The sequence below is a fragment of the Streptomyces sp. YIM S03343 genome (assembly GCF_054729195.1).
Window position 1 is genome coordinate 3,778,413 of the sequence record NZ_JBPUKX010000001.1, and the last position, 23,327, is coordinate 3,801,739.

General features: G+C 71.0%; 22 protein-coding genes. 9 read left to right on the top strand and 13 right to left on the bottom strand.

Annotation, left to right across the window (positions count from 1 at the left end):
* Nucleotides 1–34: 34 nt before the first annotated feature.
* The 4 genes from ACSYGN_RS16040 (at nucleotide 35) to ACSYGN_RS16055 (ending at nucleotide 5,685) form a co-directional block, all read left to right on the top strand.
* On the top strand, nucleotides 35–1,372 hold the full coding sequence (locus tag ACSYGN_RS16040) for an ABC transporter substrate-binding protein (RefSeq protein WP_460396159.1): 1,338 nt from the start codon (nucleotides 35–37) through the stop codon (nucleotides 1,370–1,372).
* Entirely contained in the window at nucleotides 1,369–2,259 is an 891-nt protein-coding gene (locus ACSYGN_RS16045; RefSeq protein ID WP_460396160.1) for a carbohydrate ABC transporter permease, read from the top strand. The genes ACSYGN_RS16040 and ACSYGN_RS16045 overlap by 4 nt, the downstream gene beginning before the upstream one ends.
* Nucleotides 2,260–2,263: 4 nt before the next feature.
* Nucleotides 2,264–3,175 carry a carbohydrate ABC transporter permease gene (locus tag ACSYGN_RS16050; RefSeq protein ID WP_460396161.1) on the top strand — a complete coding sequence of 304 codons (912 nt, stop codon included), beginning with the start codon at nucleotides 2,264–2,266 and terminating at the stop codon, nucleotides 3,173–3,175.
* A gap of 203 nt (nucleotides 3,176–3,378) precedes the next feature.
* The gene (locus ACSYGN_RS16055; RefSeq protein WP_460396162.1) at nucleotides 3,379–5,685 is read left to right on the top strand and encodes a beta-xylosidase/alpha-l-arabinosidase; all 2,307 of its coding nucleotides are present in this window, start codon (nucleotides 3,379–3,381) and stop codon (nucleotides 5,683–5,685) included.
* A gap of 45 nt (nucleotides 5,686–5,730) precedes the next feature.
* Here the strand turns inward: ACSYGN_RS16055 and ACSYGN_RS16060 are convergent, their stop codons facing one another.
* From ACSYGN_RS16060 to tsaB, 4 genes are read right to left on the bottom strand one after another with little or no spacing between them, the layout of a single operon-like run.
* A complete protein-coding gene (locus ACSYGN_RS16060; protein ID WP_460396163.1) occupies nucleotides 5,731–6,027 on the bottom strand; it encodes a hypothetical protein in 297 nt (98 codons plus the stop codon).
* Nucleotides 6,024–7,130 (bottom strand): tRNA (adenosine(37)-N6)-threonylcarbamoyltransferase complex transferase subunit TsaD, encoded by a 1,107-nt coding sequence (gene tsaD, locus ACSYGN_RS16065; protein ID WP_460396164.1) that lies wholly within the window; start codon nucleotides 7,128–7,130, stop codon nucleotides 6,024–6,026. The genes ACSYGN_RS16060 and tsaD overlap by 4 nt, the downstream gene beginning before the upstream one ends.
* Nucleotides 7,123–7,602 (bottom strand): ribosomal protein S18-alanine N-acetyltransferase, encoded by a 480-nt coding sequence (gene rimI / locus ACSYGN_RS16070; RefSeq protein ID WP_460403504.1) that lies wholly within the window; start codon nucleotides 7,600–7,602, stop codon nucleotides 7,123–7,125. Before rimI ends, tsaD begins: the two co-directional genes overlap by 8 nt.
* Nucleotides 7,603–7,658: 56 nt before the next feature.
* Nucleotides 7,659–8,315 carry a tRNA (adenosine(37)-N6)-threonylcarbamoyltransferase complex dimerization subunit type 1 TsaB gene (gene tsaB, locus ACSYGN_RS16075; protein ID WP_460396166.1) on the bottom strand — a complete coding sequence of 219 codons (657 nt, stop codon included), beginning with the start codon at nucleotides 8,313–8,315 and terminating at the stop codon, nucleotides 7,659–7,661.
* 167 nt (nucleotides 8,316–8,482) lie between these two features.
* Here tsaB and ACSYGN_RS16080 point away from each other — a divergent pair, with 167 nt between their 5' ends.
* Nucleotides 8,483–9,058, top strand: coding sequence for a hypothetical protein (locus ACSYGN_RS16080; protein WP_460396169.1), 576 nt, complete (start codon nucleotides 8,483–8,485; stop codon nucleotides 9,056–9,058).
* Between the two features lie 443 nt (nucleotides 9,059–9,501).
* Here the strand turns inward: ACSYGN_RS16080 and tsaE are convergent, their stop codons facing one another.
* The 8 genes from tsaE to ACSYGN_RS16120 form a co-directional block, all read right to left on the bottom strand.
* Nucleotides 9,502–10,014, bottom strand: coding sequence for a tRNA (adenosine(37)-N6)-threonylcarbamoyltransferase complex ATPase subunit type 1 TsaE (tsaE, locus tag ACSYGN_RS16085; RefSeq protein ID WP_460396171.1), 513 nt, complete (start codon nucleotides 10,012–10,014; stop codon nucleotides 9,502–9,504).
* A gap of 87 nt (nucleotides 10,015–10,101) precedes the next feature.
* Entirely contained in the window at nucleotides 10,102–11,322 is a 1,221-nt protein-coding gene (locus tag ACSYGN_RS16090; RefSeq protein ID WP_460396173.1) for an alpha/beta fold hydrolase, read from the bottom strand.
* Nucleotides 11,323–11,457: 135 nt separating this feature from the next.
* On the bottom strand, nucleotides 11,458–12,675 hold the full coding sequence (gene alr, locus ACSYGN_RS16095) for an alanine racemase (protein WP_460396175.1): 1,218 nt from the start codon (nucleotides 12,673–12,675) through the stop codon (nucleotides 11,458–11,460).
* Between the two features lie 116 nt (nucleotides 12,676–12,791).
* Complete coding sequence (locus ACSYGN_RS16100; protein WP_460396177.1) at nucleotides 12,792–13,517, bottom strand: L,D-transpeptidase family protein; 726 nt, start codon at nucleotides 13,515–13,517, stop codon at nucleotides 12,792–12,794.
* A gap of 86 nt (nucleotides 13,518–13,603) precedes the next feature.
* Nucleotides 13,604–15,037, bottom strand: coding sequence for an NAD(P)H-hydrate dehydratase (locus tag ACSYGN_RS16105; RefSeq protein WP_460396179.1), 1,434 nt, complete (start codon nucleotides 15,035–15,037; stop codon nucleotides 13,604–13,606).
* A gap of 44 nt (nucleotides 15,038–15,081) precedes the next feature.
* Nucleotides 15,082–15,453, bottom strand: coding sequence for a holo-ACP synthase (locus ACSYGN_RS16110; RefSeq protein ID WP_460396181.1), 372 nt, complete (start codon nucleotides 15,451–15,453; stop codon nucleotides 15,082–15,084).
* A 10-nt stretch (nucleotides 15,454–15,463) separates the two neighbouring features.
* Nucleotides 15,464–16,393: a hypothetical protein gene (locus ACSYGN_RS16115; RefSeq protein WP_460396183.1), complete on the bottom strand. Its 930-nt coding sequence runs from the start codon at nucleotides 16,391–16,393 to the stop codon at nucleotides 15,464–15,466.
* A gap of 56 nt (nucleotides 16,394–16,449) precedes the next feature.
* Nucleotides 16,450–16,896, bottom strand: a complete 447-nt coding sequence (locus ACSYGN_RS16120; RefSeq protein WP_460396185.1) for an ATP-binding protein — start codon at nucleotides 16,894–16,896, stop codon at nucleotides 16,450–16,452.
* Nucleotides 16,897–17,135: 239 nt separating this feature from the next.
* On the opposite strand from ACSYGN_RS16120, the gene ACSYGN_RS16125 reads away from it, so the two are divergent.
* From ACSYGN_RS16125 to ACSYGN_RS16140, 4 genes are all read left to right on the top strand, one after another.
* Nucleotides 17,136–17,987: a DUF5753 domain-containing protein gene (locus ACSYGN_RS16125; RefSeq protein ID WP_460396187.1), complete on the top strand. Its 852-nt coding sequence runs from the start codon at nucleotides 17,136–17,138 to the stop codon at nucleotides 17,985–17,987.
* 8 nt (nucleotides 17,988–17,995) lie between these two features.
* Nucleotides 17,996–18,193, top strand: a complete 198-nt coding sequence (locus ACSYGN_RS16130) for a DUF397 domain-containing protein (protein ID WP_460396189.1) — start codon at nucleotides 17,996–17,998, stop codon at nucleotides 18,191–18,193.
* A 209-nt stretch (nucleotides 18,194–18,402) separates the two neighbouring features.
* Nucleotides 18,403–19,320, top strand: coding sequence for a hypothetical protein (locus ACSYGN_RS16135; protein WP_460396191.1), 918 nt, complete (start codon nucleotides 18,403–18,405; stop codon nucleotides 19,318–19,320).
* 15 nt (nucleotides 19,321–19,335) lie between these two features.
* Nucleotides 19,336–21,147, top strand: coding sequence for a M16 family metallopeptidase (locus tag ACSYGN_RS16140; RefSeq protein ID WP_460396193.1), 1,812 nt, complete (start codon nucleotides 19,336–19,338; stop codon nucleotides 21,145–21,147).
* A 96-nt stretch (nucleotides 21,148–21,243) separates the two neighbouring features.
* Here ACSYGN_RS16140 and glmS read toward each other — a convergent pair whose 3' ends face one another.
* A complete protein-coding gene (gene glmS, locus ACSYGN_RS16145) occupies nucleotides 21,244–23,091 on the bottom strand; it encodes a glutamine--fructose-6-phosphate transaminase (isomerizing) (protein ID WP_460396195.1) in 1,848 nt (615 codons plus the stop codon).
* Between the last annotated feature and the right edge of the window lie 236 nt (nucleotides 23,092–23,327).

Genomic DNA, 23,327 nt, shown 5'->3' on the forward strand with positions numbered 1-23,327 from the left:
CGCCAATGAGGTCGAACAGAAGAGGTAACCGTCCATGGAGTCCAACGGGTCCCACGGGTCCTACGAGTCCCACAGCAGGCGCTGGTTCCTTGGCGCAGCAGGCGCCACCACCCTCATCTCGGCCGCCGGACTCACCGCCTGCGGCTCCAGCGGCGGCAGTGGCGGCGGCAAGACGCTCACGGCCTTCGTCTACGGCGACGATGCCGTGAAGGTCCAGGTCAAGTCGGTCGACCGGTTCAACGCGTCGGCAGCGGCCAAGAAGACCGGCGGCAAGATCAAGCTGGAGAAGGTGCCCGGCGCCGACTACCCGGCCAAGCTGCGCACGGCGATGGGCTCGCCGAACGCGCCCGATGTGTTCTTCAACTGGGGCGGCGGCTCCATCAAGGCGTACAAGGACGCGAACCAGCTCGTCGACCTCACCGACATCATCACGTCGGACGCGGTCCTCAAGGACGGTTTCCTGCCGTCGGTCATAGCCGCGGGCGGTCTCAGCGGCCACAACTACGGCATCCCGATGCGCGGCATGCAGCCGGTGATCCTCTTCTACAACAAGTCCGTGTTCGCCGAACAGAAACTCACGCCGCCCACCACCTTCGACGAGCTGCTGGCGATCAACGCCAAGCTGAAGAAGGCGAACATCACCCCCTTCGCGCTCGGCGGCGCGGACATCTGGCCCGAGCTGATGTGGCTGGAGTACCTGACCGACCGGATCGGCGGGCCCGAGGTCTTCGACAAGATCAAGAACGGTGACGCGAGCGGCTGGGGCGACCCGGCGGTGCTGAAGGCCGCCGAGACGGTACGGCAGCTCATCGACGACGGCGCCTTCGGCAAGGGCTACAGCTCGGTGGCGTACACCAACGGCGGCGCCCCCGCGGTGTTCGCCAAGGGCAAGGCGGCGATGCATCTGATGGGCTCGTGGGAGTACTCCACGCAGCTCGGCAAGTTCCCGGACTTCGCCAAGAACAACCTGGGCTGGTGCGCCTTCCCGAAGATCGAGGGCGGCGCCGGCGACATCCGCAACGTCGTCGGCAACCCCACCAACTACTGGTCGGTGAACGCCCGTACGGGCAACAAGGACGCGGCGATCGCGTTCCTCAAGGAGTGCGCGTCGGAGGCGTACGCCAAGGATCTCGTCGCCAACGGCGACATCCCGACGACGTCCAACGCGGAGAAGCTTCTCGACGCCTCCCCGAACCCGGAGTTCGCCAAGTTCCAGTACGCCATGGTCAAGGACGCCCCGGCGTTCACGCTGAGCTGGGACCAGGCGGTCGACCCGGACGTCTCGACGCCGATGCTGACCGAGATCAACAAGCTGTTCGTGGGCAAGTCGACGCCGAGCCAGTTCGTCTCGGCACTGAAGGGGCTCAAGTGAGCTCCACGGCCACCAAGGTGCGGGCGTCCGGCGGTGTGAACCGCGCGGGGCGCCCGCACGCCGCCTGGGCCGTCCCCGGTGTGCTGTTCTTCGCGTTCTTCGCGGTCGCCCCCATGGTGCTGGCCGTCTATCTGTCCTTCACCAAGTGGAACGGCCTCGGCGACCCCCAGCCGGTCGGCTTCGACAACTGGCGCAAGCTGCTGAACGACGACCGCCTCACCCAGTCCCTCACGGTCACCGTCCTCCTGACGCTGGCCAGTTGGGCCTTCCAGACGGTCGTCTCCCTGCTGATCGGCGTCTGGGCGGCGGGCCGCCAGCGCAACCGCGCGATCCTCTCCGCGATCTTCTTCGTGCCGTTCCTGCTCTCGTCCACGGCGATCGCCCTGCTCTTCTACGCCCTGCTCGACCCGAACTTCGGGATCATCCAGCAGGACACCCTCGGCTCCACCAACGGCGCCTTCCTCGCGATCGTCTTCGTCGGCGGCTGGCAGTTCATCCCGTTCCACACCCTGATCTACCAGGGCGGGGCCCGCCAGATCCCCGAAGTCCTCTACCAGGCCGCGGCGATCGACGGGGCGGGCCGCTACCGCCAGTTCTTCTCCATCACCCTGCCCCAGCTCCGCAACACGGCCACCACGTCCAGTGTGCTGATGATCGTGGGCTCACTGACGTACTTCGAGACCGTCCTCATCCTCACCCAGGGCGGCCCCGGCACCGACACCGCGATCCTGCCGTATCTGATGTACGAAGCGGGCTTCAAGAGCTACGACTTCGGCTACGCGAGCGCCGTCGCGACCTTCCTCGTGGTCGCCGCCACCGGGCTCTCGCTGCTCATGGTCAAGCTCTCCGGGTTCGGCGCCATGCGTAGCACACGGGAAGGGATGTGACGCCATGTCATCACACGACACGCTGCCACGTCCGCGCCCGGTGAGCGCCGGGGAGGAGCCGCGGGGTGCCGCGGCTCCTCGCAGGCGCCGCCGCCACTGGACCCGGCGCCCCAACCCCGTGGCGGGTATCGGCTCGTTCATCTGGCTGGCCGTCGTCATCATCCCGATCTACGCGATGATCTCGGCGTCCCTCACCCGCCAGGACCAGGCGCTCGGCAACAACGCCCTCAAACCGCCGTCCGATCCGACACTCGACAACTACAACACCGTTCTGCACAACGGGTTCGGGCACTTCCTCGCCAACACGGCAACCGTCGCCGCCGCGGTCGTGGCGATCGTCCTCGTGCTGTGCGTACCGCTCGCCTACGTCGCCGTCCGCACCCGCACCTTCTGGTCGGGGGCGGCCTTCCGGCTGTTCCTGCTCGGTGTCGCCATCCCGGCGCAGGCCGTGGTGGTCCCGCTCTATCTGATGATCGCGAAGCTGAACCTCTACGACAGCCTCCTCGCGATCATCCTGCCGACAGCGGCGTTCGCGATGCCGGTGTCCGTGCTGATCCTCACCGGCACCCTGCGCGACATCTCGGAGGAGATGTACGAGGCGATGGCGCTGGACGGCGCCTCGGCCACCCGGATGCTGTTCCAGCTCGTGATCCCGATGACGAAGGGCGGCATCAGCACCGTCGTCATCTACTCGGCGCTCCAGGCGTGGAACGGCTTCCTCTTCCCCCTGATCTTCACCCAGTCCGACGGCCCCCGTGTGCTGACGCTCGGCCTGTTCAACTACGTCAGCCAGTTCGGCGTGAACATCCCGGCCCTGCTCGCCTCGGTCGTCCTCTCCGGCATCCCGATCTTCATCGTCTATCTGGTGGCCCGGCGTGCGCTGGTGGGTGGCCTGATGGGCGTCGGCGGCAAGTGAGCTCCGCTGGAGGTGCCGCGATGTGCCGTCTGTCGTCTGTCGTCTGTCGTCTGCGGCACCGTCGTGGCTGGTCGCGCAGTTCCCCGCGCCCCTTTCAGGGAGCTGCCCAGCCGCAGCGGCTTTGCCCGGCCTGCTGCGGATCACGCCGGAGACGCGCTATCGGCCCCCTGCAGCCCCCAGGTCCCACCGTTGACAGGAGTTCCATGACCACCGCCCCCTGGCGCGACCCCGCGCTGCCCGCCGCCGCCCGTGTCGCCGACCTGCTCTCCCGGATGACCCTGGAGGAGAAGACCGCCCAGTTGTACGGCGTATGGGTGGGCGCCGACACGGACGGCGACGGGGTCGCACCCCACCAGCACGACATGACCGCCGACCACGACTGGGACGAGCTGATCACCCACGGCCTCGGCCAGCTCACCCGCAGCTTCGGGACCGCCCCCGTCGACCCGGCCACCGGTGCCCAGGCCCTGGCCCGCGCCCAGCGGCGTATCGCAGAGGCGGGCCGCTTCGGCATCCCGGCCGTCGCGCACGAGGAGTGCCTCGCCGGGTTCACCGCCTGGCAGGCCACCGCCTACCCGGTGCCGCTGGCCTGGGGCGCGAGCTTCGACCCCGAGCTGGTCGGCGAGATGGCCGGCCGGATCGGCCACGACCTGCGCTCGGCGGGCGTCCACCAGGGCCTCGCCCCGGTCCTGGACGTCGTACGCGATCTGCGCTGGGGCCGGGTGGAGGAGACGATCGGCGAGGACCCGTACCTCGTCGGCACGATCGGCTCCGCCTATGTGCGCGGTCTGGAGTCGGCCGGGATCGTCGCCACCCTCAAGCACTTCGCCGGGTACGCCTCCTCGGCCGGGGCGCGCAATCTCGCGCCGGTACGGGCCGGGGTGCGGGAGTTCGCCGATGTGACGCTGCCGCCGTTCGAGATGGCGCTGCGGGAGGGCGGCGCGCGGTCGGTGATGGCGGCGTACACCGAGACCGACGGCGTCCCGGCCTCCGCCGACCCCCGGCTGCTCACCGAACTCCTCCGTGACCGGTGGCAGTTCACCGGCACCGTGGTCGCGGACTACTTCGCCATCGGTTTCCTGGAGACCCTGCACAGGGTGGCGGGCTCCTCCGCGGAGGCGGCCCACGCGGCCCTGACGGCCGGCATCGATGTCGAACTCCCGACCCTGAAGTGCTACGGCGCACCTCTGCGGGAGGCGGTCCGCGCGGGCGAGATCCCCGAGTCGCTGGTCGACCGGGCGGCGACCCGGGTCCTGCTCCAGAAGTGCGAACTGGGGCTGCTGGACGAGGACTGGAGCCCGGAACCCACCGCCCCGGTCGACCTGGACTCCCGGGCGAACCGCGCGGTGGCCCGTCGGCTGGCGGAGGAATCGGTGGTCCTGCTCGACAACCCGGCCGCCGTGCTCCCCCTCCCCGCCGACGCCCGCATCGCGGTGATCGGCCCCCGCGCGGCGGACCCCCTGGCGATGCTGGGCTGCTACAGCTTCCCGTCCCATGTCCTCCCGAACCACCCCGACGTCCCGCTGGGCGTGGACATCCCGACGGTCCTGGACGCCCTGCGCGCCGAACTCCCGGACGCGAAGGTGACGTTCACGGAGGGCTGCGGGGTCACGGACCCGGACACGTCCGGCTTCGCGGAGGCGGTGGCACGTGCGTCCGAGGCGGATGTGTGCGTGGCGGTGCTGGGCGACCGGGCGGGTCTGTTCGGGCGGGGCACCTCGGGCGAGGGCTGCGATGTGGCGGACCTCCATCTCCCCGGCGTACAGGCGGAGTTGCTGGACGCGCTGGTGGCGACCGGCACCCCGGTGGTCCTGGTCCTCCTCACCGGCCGCCCCTACGCCCTGGGCCGCTGGGACGGCCGACTGGGCGCGGTGGTCCAGGCGTTCTTCCCGGGCGAGGAGGGTGGCCCGGCGGTGTCAGGCGTTCTGTCCGGCCGGGTCAACCCCTCGGGCCGCCTCCCGGTGAGCGTGCCGCGCACACCCGGCGGCCAGCCCTGGACCTACCTCCAGCCCCCGCTGGGCCTGGCGGGCGAGGTCAGCAACCTGGACCCGACCCCGCTGTACCCCTTCGGGCACGGCCGCTCGTACACGGAGTTCACCTGGTCGGATTACGAGGGCACAGGCGCCGAGATCACCACCGACGGCTCCTACGATCTCTCCCTCACCGTCCGGAACACGGGCGAGCGCGAGGGCACGGACGTCGTGCAGTTGTACCTGCACGACCCGGTGGCCTCGGTGACCCGCCCGGACGTCCGGCTGATCGGTTACCAGCGCCTGACCCTCCACCCGGGCGAACAGCGCCGGGTGACCTTCCACTTCCACCCGGACTTGTCGTCCTTCACGGACCGCGCGGGCAGGCGGGTGGTCGAACCGGGGGCGCTGGAACTGCGGTTGGGGACGTCGGCCGCGGAGGTACGGCACACGGCGCGCGTGACGCTCACGGGTGAGGTGCGAGTCCTGGGGCCGGACCGGGAGCTGCTGTGCGGGACGGAGGTGTCATCGGTGGGGTGAGCAGTTCCGGGACCGGTCCTGAACCTCCCCTCAGGGCCGGTCCTGTCAGTCCCCCGCCGACTCCCCCATCGACTCGTCCATCGACTCGCCCATCGACTCGAAACGCCACCGGTGGACCGGGCGGGAGGCCAGGTCGGCCGGGGGCTCGGGGAGTTCGGGCAGGGGGGCGTCGTAGGGGGCGTTCCACCAGGTGATGACCAGGACGCGGTCCTCCGGGGCCCGGAAGGATTCGCGGCGGAGGGGGGAGGCCCCCTGGGTGCTCTGCTGCCGTACCCAGGACAGGAGTTCGTCGCCGCGGCCCTCTGCCGCGCGGGCCTCCCACATCAGCGCGACCGTCGTCATGAGTACAGGTTCTCCCCGTCGGTCTCGTGCGCGTGGTCGTGGGTGTGGGCGGGGTCCGGCACGTGCGTTTCCGTCACCGGGAGCGAGGAGTCGGCCGAGAGGTCCCACGCCGAAGCCGTGCGGCCTCGGGCGACCATCTCCGCCCCCAGCGCCGCCACCATCGCGCCGTTGTCCGTGCACAGCTTGGGGCGGGGTACGCGCAGCCGGATGCCAGCCTTCTCGCAGCGTTCCTGGGCCAGGGCGCGCAGCCGGGAGTTGGCGGCGACGCCGCCGCCGATCATCAGGTGGTCGACGCCCTCGTCCTGGCAGGCGCGGACCGCCTTGCGGGTGAGGACGTCCACGACGGCCTCCTGGAAGGACGCCGCCACGTCCCGTACCGGCACGTCCTCGCCCGCCGCCCGTTTGGCCTCGATCCAGCGGGCGACCGACGTCTTCAGACCGGAGAAGGAGAAGTCGTACCGCGGATCGCGCGGGCCCGTCAGGCCGCGCGGGAAGGCGATCGCCGCCGGGTCGCCCTCCCTGGCGTACCGGTCGATGACCGGGCCGCCGGGGAAGCCGAGGTTCAGGACGCGGGCGATCTTGTCGAAGGCCTCGCCCGCAGCGTCGTCGATGGTCGCGCCCAGCGGCCGTACGTCGGAGGTGATGTCGGTGGAGAGGAGCAGGGACGAGTGGCCGCCGCTGACCAGGAGGGCCATCGTCGGCTCGGGGAGCGCGCCGTGCTCCAGTTGGTCGACGCAGATGTGCGAGGCGAGGTGGTTGACGCCGTAGAGGGGCTTGCCCAGCGCGTAGGCGTACGCCTTGGCCGCCGAGACGCCGACGAGCAGCGCGCCCGCCAGGCCGGGCCCGGCCGTCACCGCGATGCCGTCGAGGTCGCGGGCGCTCACTCCAGCGTCCTTCAGCGCCCGCTCGATGGTGGGGACCATCGCCTCCAGATGGGCCCGGGACGCCACCTCCGGCACGACTCCGCCGAAGCGGGCGTGCTCGTCGACGCTGGAGGCGACGGCGTCCGCGAGCAGGGTGGTGCCACGGACGATGCCTACGCCGGTCTCGTCGCAGGAGGTCTCGATGCCGAGGACGAGGGGCTCGTCGCGCGATTCAGCCATTGCTGTCGGTTCCTTGTGCTGATGCGGGTTGCGAAGGGTCGGTCAGGCGCATCACCAGGGCGTCCACGTTCCCCGGCTGGTAGTAGCCGCGTCTGAGGCCGATGGGTGCGAAGCCGAAGCGCTCGTACAGCTTCTGTGCGCGTACGTTGTCGACCCGGCACTCCAGCATCACCTCGGCGCACTCGAAGTCGGTGGCCGCGCGCAGCAGTTCGGCGAGCAGGTCGCCGCCGAGGCCGGTGCCCCAGCGGTCGCGGGCGACGGCGATGGTCTGGATGTCGGCCACGTCGCCCTGTGCGGCGACGCCCGCGTAGCCGACGACCCGGTCGCCGTCGAGGGCGACTACGTAGCGGCGGGTCGCCTCGGCGCCGCGGGCGTGCGCGAGCTCGGACCAGAACATGCCCCGGGACCAGGCGTCCTCGGGGAACAGGGCCTTCTCCAGGTCGAGCACGGGGTCGATGTCCCACCAGCGCATCTCGCGCAGACGGACGGTCGCCTGCCCGGCGGCAGGTCCGGTGGCCGGTCCGGTGGTCACTTGGGGGTGACCACCTTGTAGTTCTTCGGGACCTGGGCGTCGGGGCGGCGCAGATAGAGGGGGCGGGGCGCCGGGAGTTCCTCGCCGGCCGCGAGCCGTTCGGCGGCCAGACACGCCAGGGCGCTCGCGGACACATGCTCCGGCTCGTGCGACTTGGGGAAGGTGTCGGGGTAGAGCAGGGCGCCCGCGCCGATGGCGGGCAGGCCCGCGACGCGCTCCGCGATGTCGGCGGGGCGGTCGACCGCCGGTCCGGTGAGGCGGGTGCGGGAGTCGGCGTACGTCGCCCAATAGACCTCTTTGCGGCGGGCGTCGGTCGCCACGACGAAGGGGCCCTTCTCGATGTCGGCGGCGTAGGCGAGACCGTCCAGCGTGCACACCCCGTGGACGGGGACGCCGAGCGCCATCCCGAAGGTGTCGGCGGTCATCAGCCCGACGCGCAGGCCCGTGTACGGGCCGGGTCCGGTGCCAACGACGATGCCGGTGACGGCGTCGAGTCCGACCCCTGCCTCGGCGAGCACGCGGTCCACGGCGGGCAGCAGCAGCTCGCCGTGCCGGCGGGCGTCCACCTGGGTCGAGGAAGCGATGACATCCGCGCCGTCGTGCAGCGCGACGGTGACGGCGGGGGTGGCGGTATCGAGAGCGAGCAAGAGCACGCGAACAGCCTACGGCTCCGGCGGCCCCGGCACGGTCGCTCCGGCCCGGCGGTCACGGGCTGCTACGGTCGCGGCGGGTACGGCCGTTTTGGGCTGTTCTTGATGATTGCTCCCGGTTTCTTCCGGTGCGGTACGACGGTGCGGTACGACGGTGAGGTGGGCGAGCGGTGGCAAGCAGCAGCGCGGGGTTCGTGGCCGGGCTCACCGGGGCGGCGCTCGCGACGGTGGGGTTCCTCGGGTACCAGGCGGCGGCGAACGTCCCGGCGGGGCTGGGGAGCGGGAAGGCCCGGGCCAGCACGTCGGCCTCGGCCGGGGCGCCGGGTCCGTCCCGGGTGCGGCGGGATCCCAGGGCGCTTCCGGTCGACTCCGGGAAGGGCCAGCGGGTCGTCTACTCGGTGGGCGCGGAACGGGTGTGGCTGGTGGGGACCGGGGGGCGGGTGCGGCAGACGTTCACCGTGACGCCGGGGGACGTCGATCCCGTTCCGGGGGTGTACGCGGTGAGCTCGCGGTCGCATTCCGTCGTGGGGTCGGACGGGACACCGGTCGAGCATGTGGTGCGGTTCGCGTCAGTGGACGGAGTGGCGATCGGGTTCAGCGCTGCGGTGGGAAAGGCGCGGCGCCCCTCCGGGGATTCGGAGGAATCGGAGGCGCGGCGGACCGGGGGGATCCGGGAGTCACGGGCCGACGGGACGGCGATGTGGGGGTTCGCGACGATCGGGTGCCGGGTGGTGGTGGTTCGCTGAGGCGGGGGCGGGTTCGCTGGGCGCGGGTGCGGCGGGGGTTCGCGCAGGTCCCCGCGCCCCTGTATTCGGTCGCTGGGTGTCTGCGGCTGCGTCGTGGCTGGTCGCGCCCCGCGGCGGAGCCGCATGGTGACACAGCCCCGCGCCCCTTGCGGAGTTGCCCTGACCGGCGCTGCAAGGGTGCGGTGCCGGGGGGCGGGAGACGGCTTCCGCTGCCGCGCAGGACGCCAGAAGGGTTCGCATGCTCACACCGGCCGGGGCCGGGGGCCGCTGCGGAGGCTTGGGGTCGGTGGCCGGCATGGGGCGCCTCCTGGGGGGCGGGGGCGGGCGCGGTTAGGCAGCCCTAACCACGGGCTGAATACCATGTGACCATGCCGAATGGGCGCCGCGCAACATCTTGCCGACGCACTGTCGGGGCATTCACCGCTGCATTCACCGCCTCGGGCTCAGGCGGCCACCACGGTCAGGTCGGTACTCGCCCAGCGCTCCCCCAGCCCGGTCACCGTCACGTGCCGCACCTCGTCCGTGGTGTCGCCGACGGCGCGATGGATGACGACCTGGAGCCGCTCGTCGGTCAGCTCCTCGACCTTGCCCTCGCCCCACTCCACGACGACCACCGACTCGGGCAGCGACACGTCGAGGTCGAGGTCCTCCATCTCGTCGAGCCCGCCGGACAGGCGGTACGCGTCGACGTGGACCAGCGGCGGACCGTCACCCAGGGACGGGTGGACGCGGGCGATGACGAAGGTCGGCGAGGTGACCGCGCCGCGCACACCGAGACCCTCCCCGAGCCCCCTGGCCAGCGTGGTCTTGCCCGCGCCGAGCTCCCCGCTGAGCATGAGGAGGTCGCCGGCCCGCAGCAGCTTGGCCAGGCGGCGGCCCAGCTCGCGCATCTGCTCGGGCGAGCTGACGACGAGTCGGGCGTCAGCCGGGTTGTGCGGTGTGGCCATTGCTTCCATCATCACTCACTTGCAGTAGTACTCTGATGACGTTCCGCGAGGGATCGGTTCGGGCTGAACCGCAGCCGGAAGGCTGGAAGCCACCTCTCAGGAGGAGGCGGAGTCACAGCCACTTACCGTAGCCGAAAGTGGCACTGCCCCAGCGCGGGCGAGCAGATCAGCGAGGCGGTCGGTGACCACTTCCGGGTGTTCCAGCATGACCAGGTGCCCGGCGTCCGGCACCAGTACCAACTCCGCGTCCGGCAAGAGGTCCGAGATCGCCTCGCTGTGCTCACTCGGCGTGACCAGGTCCTGCACCCCGGCGAGCACCAGCACCGGCATACCGGCGAACCGGGCGAGGGCCTCGGTCTTGTCGTGGTCGGTGAACGCCGGATAGAACTCGGCGACGACATCGATCGGGGTGCTCTCGATCATCCGCTCGGCGAACCGGGCGACGGCCGGGTCGACGTCCTTCGTCGCGAACGAGTACCGCTTGATGATCCCGGCGAACAGGTCGGACGTGGCCCGCCGCCCCCATTCCACCAGTTCAGCCCGCTGCCCCAGCGCCTTCAGCACGCCGGGCAGTACCCGGCGCACCGCGTTGACCCCGGCCACGGGCAGCCCGAAGTTCACCTCGCCGAGCCGCCCGGACGACGTGCCGACGAAGGCGGTGGCGACGACCCGGTCCCGGATCAGCTCGGGGTACTGGTCGGCAAGCGCCATCATGGTCATCCCGCCCATGGAGTGGCCCACCAGCGCGATCGGCCCGTCCGGCACGGCGGCGTCGAGGACGGCCTTCAGATCCTGGCCGAGCTGCTCGATGGTGAGGGGCAGGGCGCCCTCGGCCTGCGCCACCCCGCGCCCGGACCGGCCGTGGCTGCGCTGGTCCCAGTACACGGTCCGTACGACGCCGCGCAGCGCCGCGCGCTGGAAGTGCCAGGAGTCCTGGTTGAGGCAGTAGCCGTGGCTGAAGACGACGGTGACGGGGGCCGGAGTCTTGCGGCCGAAGAGCCGGCGCCTGCGCGGGGCGACCCCGGGGGCGGGTCCGACGTCCTCGACCTCGTAGTACAGCTCGGTGCCGTCGTCGGCGTACGTCTTGCCGGGGGTGCCGCGCAGGGCGCCGTAGGGGCCCGCCGCGTCGAGGGCGAGCCGGGCCCTCTTGCGCATCTCCCGGCCGACGGTCATCCGCTCGATGGCGACACCGGCGGCCGCACCGGCGGCGATCACTCCTACCGCGGCCCCGGCGATGCCGGTCACCTTGCGCCAGTTGCCGGCTCCTTGCGCGGCGGAGGCGGCGGCCGTGAGGGCCTCCGCGCTGCTCTCGGTCACGAACCGCTCCTCCTTGCCGTACTGCCGATGCCGTTGCCGTGGCCCGGGTCGCTGATGAGTCATACCTGGCTCACGCCTGGTTTATATCTGGCCTATGCCTGGCGTCTATGCGGTACTGCCTCGCTGCTACCGCTTTCAACCGTCTTCGCCGCGATGGCCGTCAGCCGCCGTGCTGTCCACGTCTGTATAGACGCGGGGAACGCGCGTTCCGATGCGTGTGACGATCTCGTACGCGATGGTGCCCGCGGCCTGCGCCCAGTCCTCGGCGGTGGGCTCGCCGCGGTCGCCGGGGCCGAAGAGGACCGCCTCGGTGCCGACCGGGGGCTCCTCGCCGCCGAGGTCGACGACGAACTGGTCCATGGCGACCCGCCCGGCGACCGTGCGCCACTTGCCCCCGACCAGCACCGGACCGGTGCCGGAGGCGTGCCGCGGGATGCCGTCCGCGTAGCCGAGGGGGACGAGGCCGAGGGTGGTGGTGCCCGGGGTGACGTAGTGATGGCCGTAGCTGACGCCGTGACCGCCGGGGACCTGCTTGACCAGGGCCAGGGAGGCGGACAGCGTCATCACGGGGCGCAGTCCGAAGTCGGCGGGGACGCCGATCTCGGGGCTGGGCGAGATGCCGTAGAGGCCGATGCCGGTGCGGACGAGGTCGAAGTGGGACTCGGGGAGCGTGAGCGTGGCCGGGGTGTTCGCGATGTGCCGCACCTCGGGGCGCAGGCCCTGCTGCCGGGCGTAGTCGGTCATGTCCCGGAAGACGGCGAGCTGGGCGGCGATGGAAGGGTGGCCGGGTTCGTCGGCGCAGGCGAAGTGGGACCACAGACCGGTGACCCGGATCAGCCCGTCGGCCTCGGCGCGCAGCGCGTCGGCGACGAGAGCGGCCCACTCGGCGCCGGGCTGGCAGCCGTTGCGGCCGAGTCCGGTGTCGGCCTTGAGCTGGACGCGCGCGATGCGGCCCGCCCGACGCGCGGCGGCGGTGACCTCGTCGAGGGCCCACATGCCGCTGGCGGAGACGTCGAGTCCGGCTTCGATGGCCTCCTGCCAGGGGCCGCCGGGGGTCCACAGCCAGGACATGATCCGTACGTCGTCCGGGAGCTGCCCGGAGGCGCGCAGGGCCAGGCCCTCGTGCGGGGTGGCCGTGCCGAGCCAGGTGGCACCGGCCTCGACGGCGGCGCGGGCGCACGGGAGGGCGCCGTGGCCGTACGCGTCGGACTTGACCACCGCCATCAGGGCGGCGCCGGGCGCCTTGGCGCGCAGGGCACGTACGTTGGCCCGCAGGGCGGTCAGATCGATCTCGGCGCGGGCACGCAGGTGCGCGGTCGACTGCGCGGTTGACGCGGGTGCTTTCTCGTTCATGGCGCCTCCAGTGTCGCAGAGGCGTACGACAGCCCCGCCCGGTGCGTGCGGTGACGTCCCGTGGGCGGGTGGACCTCGGGGTCTGCCCCCTCCCCCGCCCACCGGGACAGCAGGGTCTACGACCCGGGACGGCGACCCCAGATATACACACGGTCGCGGTTCTTCAGCACGCCCCACAGCCTGCGGGCGTCCGCGGGCCGGAGGTTGACGCAGCCCCATGAGCCGACAGTGGTGAAGATGCTGCCGCGAACGGCGTGGAAGGCCTCGCCGCGGTCGAAGAACTGGGCGTAGGGCATGGGGGTGTTGTAGAGGGTGGACCAGTGGTGCCGGTGCCGCCAGTAGACGCGGTGCCAGCCGGTGCGGGTGCGGTGCCCGGCGCGTCCGCTGCGCATGGGGACGGGCCCGAAGAGGACCTTGTCGCCCTTCTGCACCCAGGTGAGCTGGCGGTCGAGGTCGACGCAGGCCACGCGGTAGCTCCTGACCGGGCATGTCCCTGCGGCGTCGGGGTCGTCGCCTGCCGCGAGGAGCATCATCCGGGACCAGGTGGACGGGCCCGCGTAGCCGAGGGCGGGCTTGATGCCGTGGTCCTTCTGGAAGGCGGCGACGGCGAGGCAGTCGGCGCGGGACTGCTTCCCGTCGACGGTGAGGTGCAGCCACCGCTCGACCTGCCGCTGGTAGGGCCCGGTGCGCCTGCTGCACGCCGCCTTCGGGGCGTGGGCGGACCGGGTGGCGGCGTGGGCGGTGCTCGCGGCGCCCGCAGGGAGGACGACAGCGGCGGCGGCGAGGCACAGGCCGGTGATCTGGCGGCCCTTACCACGGCGAGCGATATGTCCGACAATCATGCGATCAGCGAAACGCTCCGGGTGGCCGGTCCGAAGGCACCGCGCGGCACCGGTCACCCGATTTCAGGAATGGCTCATGGCCGCCGTCAGTCGCGTACGTCCTTCCAGGCGGCGGGGATCGCGTCGGCGATGTCGTGGGCACCGACGGGGGCGCCGTCCGCGGCGTACCGCCCGGCGAGCCCGTGCAGGTACGCGGCGACGCTCCCGGCGTCCCGGGCGTCGAGCCCGGCGGCGAGCAGGGATCCGGCGAGGCCGGACAGCACGTCGCCGCTCCCGGCGGTGGCGAGCCAGGCGGTGCCGGTGGCGTTGACGCGTACGGCTCCGCCGCCGGGGTCGGCGACCAGGGTGGTGGACCCCTTGAGCAGGACGGTGGCGCCGTAGGCGGCGGCCAGCTCCCGTACGGCGGCGAGCCGGGCGCCCTCGACCTCCTCGCGGGAGAGCCCGAGCAGCGCGGCGGCCTCACCGGCGTGCGGGGTCAGGAGGGTGGGTGCGGTACGGGCGCGTACGGCGTCGCGGTCGGCGAGCCGCAGCCCGTCGGCGTCGACGAGCACGGGTACGTCGTCCTCGGCGAGCACCTCGGCGACGGTGGCGGCGTCGTCACCGGCGCCGGGCCCGACGACCCACGCCTGGACCCGCCCGGCCTTGCGGGGCCCGCGATCGGAGACAAGGGTCTCGGGAAAACGGGCGATGACGGCATCCGCGGCGGGCCCGACATACCGCACGGCCCCGGCCCCGCCACGCAGCGCCCCGGCGACGGTGAGCACGGCGGCCCCGGGATACCGGGCAGACCCTGCGGCGACACCGAGGACCCCACGCCGGTACTTGTCACTGGCGGCACCGGGGAGCGGCAGCAGCCGGGCGACGTCGATGTGTTGCAACGCCTCGATCGCGCCGTCGGCGGGCAGTTGCAGCCCGATATCGACGAGCCGCACGGATCCGGCGTACTCCCGGGCGGGATCAACAAGGAGCCCGGGTTTATGAGTCCCGAAGGTGACGGTGAGATCGGCCCGAACGGCGTCCCCAAGCACCTCCCCGCTGTCCGCCTCGACGCCACTGGGCAGATCGACGGCGACGACGGCGGCCCGGGCCCGCCGCGCCCGTTCGACGAGCGGAACGGCCTCGGGCCTCAGCCCGCCCTTCCCCCCGATCCCGACGATGCCGTCGAGGACGAGGTCGGCGCGATCGATGAGCGGAACGGCCTCGGCAGGCGCAACCACGCTCCCACCCGCACGCCGCAGGGCGGCAAGCCCGCCGGGATGGGCGTGATCGGGGGAAAGCAGCACTGCGGCGACTCCGGCCCCGCGCCGAGCGAGCCGGACCCCCGCGTAGAGGGCGTCGCCACCGTTGTCACCGCTGCCGACAAGGAGAACCACACGGGCGCCGTAGACCCGTCCGAGCAGATCGGCGCAGGCGGCGGCGAGCCCGGCGGCGGCACGCTGCATGAGCGTGCCCTCCGGAAGCCGCGCCATGAGCTCCCGCTCGGCTGTCCTGACGGTGTCCACGCTGTAGGCAGTACGCATGCGCACGAGTCTGCCGCGCGGGTGGGACGACCACCACTACGAGGTCACCCCTCGGCGATGACGACGGCGGAGGCGACACCGGCGTCGTGGCTGAGCGAGATGTGCCAGGAGGTCACGCCGAGCTCGGCGGCGCGGGCGGCGACGGTACCGGTGACGCGCAGCCGGGGCCGCCCGCTGTCCTCGACGTACACCTCGGCATCGGACCAGAGCAGCCCGGGCGGCGCACCGAGCGCCTTGGCAAGGGCCTCCTTGGCGGCGAACCGCGCCGCGAGGGAGGCGATACCGCGTGGCTCACCGTTGGGAAGCCGCTGCTCACTGGGCAGAAACACCCGCTCGGCAAGCCCCGGCGTCCGCTCCAGCGCAGCCCCGAACCGCTCGATCTCGGCAACGTCGATCCCGACCCCGATGACACTCATGCGGGGCACTCTACGATTCGAGCGGCTCCTCGCTGTCCGGCTCTTCCTCGATGAAGAGCTCTTGGGCTTCCGTGACGGTCACGGACCGGTCGAGCCAGTCGGCGAGGCGGTCGAGGTCGGTGCAGCTGGTGATCCGTTCACGCACGTCGTCGGAGACGTCCAGCCCCCGCACTTCGAGCACGCGGATGATGCCCTCGGCCTTGCCCTCGGCCTTGCCCTTGGCCTCGCCCTGGGCTTCACCGTCGTGGAAGGCACGCTCCAAGACCGTGCCCCGGCCGGGGAAGTAGTTGACGAACGACATGATCTGCCTCCATTTCTCTCCGGCTGGAGTATCTCCAAGACCGGCATCCACGAACTGGAAAAAGAAGTTCTCATCCGTAGGATCCAGCCTCGCGAAGCCACGACACGCCCGCTCCAGTATGGCCTTGGAGTCGGCGGGTTCGGCATGGATGAAAACGGACAACGCTGCCATGGCCGGCTGCTCGACGACCGTACGCTCGTCGGTGATCACAGGGACGTTGTCCGGGCCCAACACGAGGGGATACGTACGTTGGACGGTCCAGCCGCGCGCCTTGCAGTCGAACGGGCCCGCGGCCCACTTGGCGGTGGCCAGCTCCTTGCAGACCAGGACCAGCAGCACCGGGAGTCCGTGCTTCGACTGGAGGTACGCGACGTAGTACGGCCAGCTGATCTCCTTCTTCTGGCTCCGCGCGTTCTGCGTCTCCACGACGAGGAGAAAGTCGTCACCGTCGGCGGGCTTCACACGCAGCGCCGTGTCGACGTAGCGGGCCAGCGGTCTGAGTTCCGTCGCGTCCGAAGTGATCACTTCCACCTCTGGCTTCTCGGGCGACTCGACGCCGAGCAGCTTGAAGACGGGGGTGAGGATCTCGGGCCGCTCCTGGAAGATGCGGTGCGTGGCCTCGTGAGACGAGCTGACCATCAGCTCTCCTTTCGTACGACCTGATCAACGAGCTACGCCGTTCGAGGTCACGGAAGTCACCCCACGCATTCACTAGGCGTAAGGTCCCGCGCCTCCGCCGCCAGTTCGCACCACACGAACTTGCCCCGGTCGCCGTGTCGGCTCAGCGGGTACCAGCCCCACAGCTCGGCGCAGGCCCGCACCAGGCCCAGCCCGCGGCCGTCCTCCGCCTCGTTGACCTGGTCCAACGCGCTTGGCGGCTGCGGCGGTTCGGGGTCCGCGTCCCACGCCCCGATCCGCAGCGCCCTGCCCGACCAGGACACCCGCAGCGCCGCCGGGCCCTTCGTGTGCCGGACGGCGTTGCCGACCAGTTCGCTTGCCAGCAGCTCGGCGACGTCAACCAGGCCGATAAGGCCGTGCATCGTAAGGATGAGACGGAGGGTGCGGCGGCACACCGCCACCGCGCGCGGGTCGTTGGGGATGTAGAGGCAGTACTCCCAGGCTTGGGACTCGTTTCCGGGCATGCGTCAGCTCCGTGTCGGTGGTGGGGGTTTCGATGTCGGAGGGCTGCAGGGCTCGGGCGGTGGCATTGCCGCGACCGTCTTGGCAGGGCGGGGCGGTGCGCTTCCGGATTCCCGGCGATTCCGCAGCGTGTGCGTCGCATCACTGACGGTATGGCTAACATGTCATCCAAAACAAGCGGGTCCCGCGATGTACCCCCGAACGAGTCACAGGCCCCGATCTGTTGAACCGAGGAGCGTCAATGGTCCTGAGGCGGGAGCCAACCGCACGACAGCTTCGGCTAGGAATCGAGTTGCGCAGACTCCGCGAAGCTGCGGGACTCACGGCCGCTGAGGCGGCCGCGCTGCTCGGAACGGGCCGCGTCCAGATCACCCACGCCGAGTCCGGACTAACGGGCGTGAGCGAGGAACGCCTCCGCCGCCTGGCCTCCCACTACACCTGCATGGACGAGGAGTTCATCGACGCCCTGGTGGCGATGGCCACCGATCGGACACGCGGCTGGTGGGAGGAGTACCGGGGGCTGCTGCCCACGTCGTTTCTGGACCTCGCGGAGCTGGAACACCACGCCACGTCCCTGCGGGAGGTCCAGTTTCTGTACATCCCCGGGTTGCTCCAGACCGAGGCGTACGCCCGCGCCGTCTACTCCTACCGAGTTCCTGAACTCCCGCATGACGAGATCGATCTGCGAATCCGGCACCGAATGCAGCGCAAGGTCATCCTCAACACTCCCGATCCCATGCGGTACGAGGCGGTGATCCACGAAGCAGCTCTCCGCATCATGGTGAGCGACCGTCCCACCGCCAAAGCCCAGTTGCTGCGCCTGCGCGAACTGGGCGAGACCGGTCACATCACGGTCCGCGTGATCCCCTTCGACCTCGAAGGATTCGCCGGCGCCACAAGTGCCATGACGTACGCCGGAGGCACGGTTCCCAAGCTGGACACTGTCATCCGCGACGCCCCTCACGGTGCGGCCGTCGTAGACACGGAAGCACAACTCGCAGCGTTTCGAACGCTTTTCCGTAAGGTAGAAGCCGTATCACTTACCCCTCCCCGGTCGGGTGACTTCATCCACAGGCTGGCCAACGAGCTGTGAGGCCCTTCATGGACACCCTCGACAACTGGCGCAAGTCGTCCCACTCAGGTCCCGGCGACGGCGACTCCTGCGTCGAAATAGCAGACAGTCCCAGCCGCGTAGCCATACGGGACTCCAAGAACCGCGCCCACGGCCCCCTCATGTTCCCCGCCACCGTCTTCACCCCCTTCCTCGACGCCCTCAAGCGCACCCCCGCCCCCCGATAACTCGGTGCCCTCCTGTCACAGCTCCCTGCTAGCCTGCGGGGAATCGATCACGCGTGCGCACGTGTGGAGCACGTCGGCGCGCCGGGTCGTCATATCGCGCGCCTGGACGGCCGGTTGAGCCGTCCCGTTGTGGCGGCGGATTCCCACACGCCTAGGGGGGCGGACGTATCAGCAGGACATCCAGCGGTGGCGGCGGGGCGTCGGAGCCGGTGACCGATCCGTTCGACGCATTACCCGAGCTCACACCGCTGCGGGCCGTCGCACAGGACGGGGACTGGGCGGCGACCGAGCAGTTCTTCGCCGGACTCGACTCTGTCGACAAGGTGTCGTTCGCCGTCGGGGCACTCGCCGGGATCGACGGAACCGAGGAGTTTCTGGAGAAGGCCGTACAGGACCGGCCGGAGGATTGGCTGGCGCGCACTCTGCTCGCCGAGCGGTACATCCGTGTCGGCTGGGCGATCCGCAGCCACGCCCGCGCCAAGCACGTCTCGCGCGACCAGTTTCAGCAGTTCCACGCCTGGCTGCGCAAGGCCGAGCGGATACTGATCGACGTCTGCGCGGAGCACCCCGACTATGCACCCGCCTGGACCGCCCGGCTGACCACGGCCCGCGGGCTTGGGCTGGGCCAGTCCGAGGCACGGCGCCGCTACGACCGGCTGGCCGCCCACCATCCGCACCATGTCCGTGCCCAACTGCAGCTGCTCCAGCAGATGTGCCCGAAGTGGAGCGGTTCCTGGGAGGACGCGCACGGCTTCGCCGAGGAGTGCCTGAGCACCGCGCCGGAGGGATCGAACGCTGGCATCGTCGTCGCCGAGGCCCATGTCGAGCACTGGCTCGATCTGGCCGACGGCGAGGACGAGCAGTACATGCGAGACGTCTCGGTCCGGGACGACCTGCGTCACTCCGCGCGCGTCTCGCTGCTGCACCCGGACCACCGCCCCGGCTGGCACGACGTCATGGGGCACAGCGCGTTCGCCCTGGCCTTCTCGCTCGGCGGCCATCTCACGGACGCCGCCCCGCACTTCGCCGCCCTGGGCAACACGGCCTCCGAATCCCCGTGGTGGAACCTGGGCAACTGGCGTACGCGGTTCGCCAAGTACCGTACGGCCGCGCTGAAGACGCTCTGAGGGGACAGGAACGAGATGACCACGCATGACACCTCCGTCGTCGCGGACCAAGACGACGCCCTCACCTCTCTCGACGCCCTCGACGGGCTCATCGGCCGCGCCACCGTCCACGGCATCCCCGTCCTGCACGCCCCGTGCCCCGGGGAGGTCACAGCCGGGCTCTTCTTCCGTGTCGGCCGCGCCGACGAGACCCTCGCCACGCTCGGCATCACCCACCTCGTCGAGCACCTCGCACTGCACCGCCTCGGCGTCTCCGACGTGCACTTCAACGGATCCACCGCGAACACCTACACCCTGTTCCACGTCACGGGCTCCGAGGACGAGGTCGTCGCCTATCTCAACTCCGTCTGCGCCTCCCTGCGCAACCTTCCCCTGGAGCGTCTGGAGACGGAGAAGGAGATCCTCCGGACCGAAGCCGCGGGACGCGCCAACGGGACCAACGCGCAGATGCCGCTGTGGCGTTACGGCGCGCAGGGCTACGGTCTGTCGAGCTACGACGAACTCGGCACCTGGAGCCTGACGGGCGAGCAGCTGCGGCACTGGGCCGAGACCCGCTTCACCCGGGACAACGCGGTCCTGTGGATCACCACCGACCATGTGCCCGACGGCCTCGACCTCGCTCTCCCGACGGGCCGCCGCATACCGGCCCCGGCCGCCACCGACACGCTCCCCCACACGCCCGCCTACGTCTGCGGCGACGACGGCCACATCGTCTTCGACGCCGTGCTGCGCCGCTCCTCCGCCGCCGCCCTCTTCGCCGACGTCCTCAGCCGCGCGCTGTACCGCGACCTGCGCGTGGACGGCGGCTACTCCTACACAGCCGACGCCCACTACTCCCCCCGCGACGCCGGTTTCGCCACCCTCACCGCGTACGCCGACGCGCTGCCGAAGAAGCAGGACGCGGTGGTCGGCGGGTTCGTGGACACGCTGGCCCGGCTGCGCGCCGGGCATATCGAGCAGGCCGAACTGGACTCCGCCCGCGGCAAAATGCTCAAGAATTACGACACCCCCGACCTCGGCGCCGCCATGCTGCCGGGATACGCGCTCAGCCTGCTGCTCGGCCACGAGATCCTCTCCCCCGAGCAGCACAGGGCCGAGCTGACCGCCGTCACGGTCGACGACCTGCGCGAGGTCGCCCGGGAGGCGTGGGACAACGGGCTGTTCCAGGTGCCCACCCGAGGTGCCGACTGGGCCGGGTTCACGCTCGCCCCGCAGTTCTCCGGGTCCACGCTCACCGGCACCCGGCATCCGCACCTGGAGGGCGACAACGTCACGCTGATCATCGGCGACGAGGGCGTCAGCCTGCTGCTGCCGGGCGGCCCGGTCACCGTGCGGTACGACGCCTGCGCCGCGATGACCACCCGCCCCGACGGGGGTCGGCTGCTGACCGGACTCGACGGCTTCCGTGTCGCCGTCGAGCCGACCATGTTCGGGGACCTCACCCCCGAGCGGATCGCCGTGCTGGACGCGGCCGTTCCCGCCGACGCCGTCGTCCCCCTTCCGGCCCGCGACCCGGAGCGGATACCTCAGCCGCGCAAGCAGCGCACGCGGGCGAAGGCGGCCGGGACAAAGGCAGGCGGGGCGAAGACGGGTGGCGCGAAGGCCGCCGGTGCCGGAAGCCCGGAGTACCGCAAGGCGCTGCTCCGGTTCTCGCTCATGATGGCGTTGAACGTGGTGTTCGTCCTCGTCCTGCTCATCGCGGTCGGGAGCGCGTCCGACGCGGGTCGCCCGGCATGGCCGAACGTCACCCGCGCGGTTCTCCCCGCGGTCCTGCTCGTCCATTACACCCGCCGGTCCTACCGCCGTCTCCAGAACGCCGGCGGCTGAGCCGGAGCCGCAGGCCCGGTCACCCCGGCGGGCCGGGCTGCGCCCGAGCAGCCCGGTCCCGTCGGTGTGACACGGCACCCGCGAAGGCGTCGGCTCCTACTCCACCGTCACCGACTTCGCCAGGTTCCGAGGCTGATCCACCTCGTTGCCCCGGGCGGTGGCCAGTTCGCAGGCGAAGACCTGGAGCGGCACCGTCGACACCAGGGGCTGGAGCAGCGTCGGCGTCGCCGGGATGCTGATCAGATGGTCGGCGTACGGGGCCACCGTCTCGTCGCCCTCCTCCGCGATCACGATCGTGCGGGCTCCGCGTGCCCTGATCTCCTGGATGTTGGAGACGATCTTGTCGTGAAGGACGGAGCGGCCACGCGGGGACGGGACCACCACGACGACCGGGAGGTCCTCCTCGATCAGGGCGATCGGGCCGTGCTTCAGCTCGCCCGCCGCGAAGCCCTCGGCGTGCATGTACGCCAGTTCCTTGAGCTTCAGGGCGCCTTCCAGGGCCACCGGGTAGCCCACGTGCCGGCCCAGGAACAGCACCGTGTTCTTCGTGGCGAGCGAGCGCGCCAGCTCGCGTACCGGCTCCATGGTCTCCAGGACCCGCTCCACCTCGCACGAGATGCGCGACAGCTCCCGGACGACCGCCTGGATCTCATCGCCCCACTTGGTGCCCCGCACCTGGCCCAGATACAGGGCGACCAGGTAGCACGCCACGAGCTGCGTGAGGAACGCCTTCGTCGAGGCGACCGCCACCTCCGGGCCCGCGTGGGTGTACAGCACCGCGTCGGACTCGCGCGGGATCGTGGAACCGTTGGTGTTGCAGATGGCCAGCACCTTCGAGCCCTGCTCACGGGCGTGCCGCAGCGCCATCAGGGTGTCCATCGTCTCGCCGGACTGCGAGATGGCGATCACCAGTGAGCGCGGATCCAGGATCGGGTCCCGGTAGCGGAACTCGCTCGCCAGCTCCACCTCGCACGGGATGCGCGTCCAGTGCTCGATGGCGTACTTCGCGATCAGGCCCGCGTGGAAGGCCGTACCGCAGGCCACGATGACGACCTTGTCCACCTCGCGGAGTTCGGACGGGGCGATGCGCACCTCGTCCAGGGTCAGCGAGCCGGACGCGTCGATGCGGCCGAGGAGGGTGTCGGCGACAGCTTTCGGCTGCTCGGCGATCTCCTTGAGCATGAAGTAGTCGTAGCCCCCCTTCTCGGCCGCCGATGCGTCCCAGTCGATGTGGTACGAGCGGACGTCCGCCGGGGCGCCGTCGAAACCCGTCACCGTCACACCGTCGCGGCGCAGCTCCACGACCTGGTCCTGGCCCAGTTCGACCGCCGACCGCGTGTGGTCGATGAACGCCGCCACGTCGGAGGCGAGGAACGCCTCGCCCTCCCCGACGCCCACCACCAGCGGGGAGTTCCGCCGTGCCCCGACCACCACATCCGGCTCGTCCGCATGCACCGCGACCAGCGTGAACGCCCCTTCCAAGCGGCGGCACACCTGCCGCATCGCCTCCGCGAGATCGGCGCCGGAGGAGTACGCCTCGGCAAGCAGATGCGCGACGACCTCGGTGTCCGTCTCGGAGGCCAGGTCGTGGCCCCGCTCGGCCAGTTCCGCGCGCAGCAGCGCGAAGTTCTCGATGATGCCGTTGTGCACGACCGCCACCCGGCCCGCGTTGTCCAGATGCGGATGCGCATTCATGTCGGTCGGTCCGCCGTGCGTGGCCCACCGGGTGTGCCCGATGCCCGTCGTACCCGCCGGCAGCGGCTGCTCGACGAGCCCCTTCTCCAGATTGACCAGCTTCCCGGCCTTCTTCGCCGACGCCAGCCCGCCGTCCGCGAGCACCGCGACACCCGCCGAGTCGTAGCCCCGGTACTCCAGCCGCTTCAGCCCGGCCATGACGACCTCGAGCGCCGACTGCGACCCTACGTATCCAACGATTCCACACATGAGCGGCAGCCTACGGTCGCCCGACCACCGGAAAGCCGCCCCGCGTGCCCGAAATCGGAAATCGTGGGGGCCGTATGGGCCCTTGCGCGGCGCGTACGCGACCCTTCGAACCTCCGCGCGCCTGCTGCCGACCCTCTGCGCACCGCGTGTGCGCCTCCCACGCAGCCGGGCCGCGACTGGGTCGCGCCAGCGCCCCACTTGAGCCGTGGCCGGGCGTGACCCACCCCACCCACCGG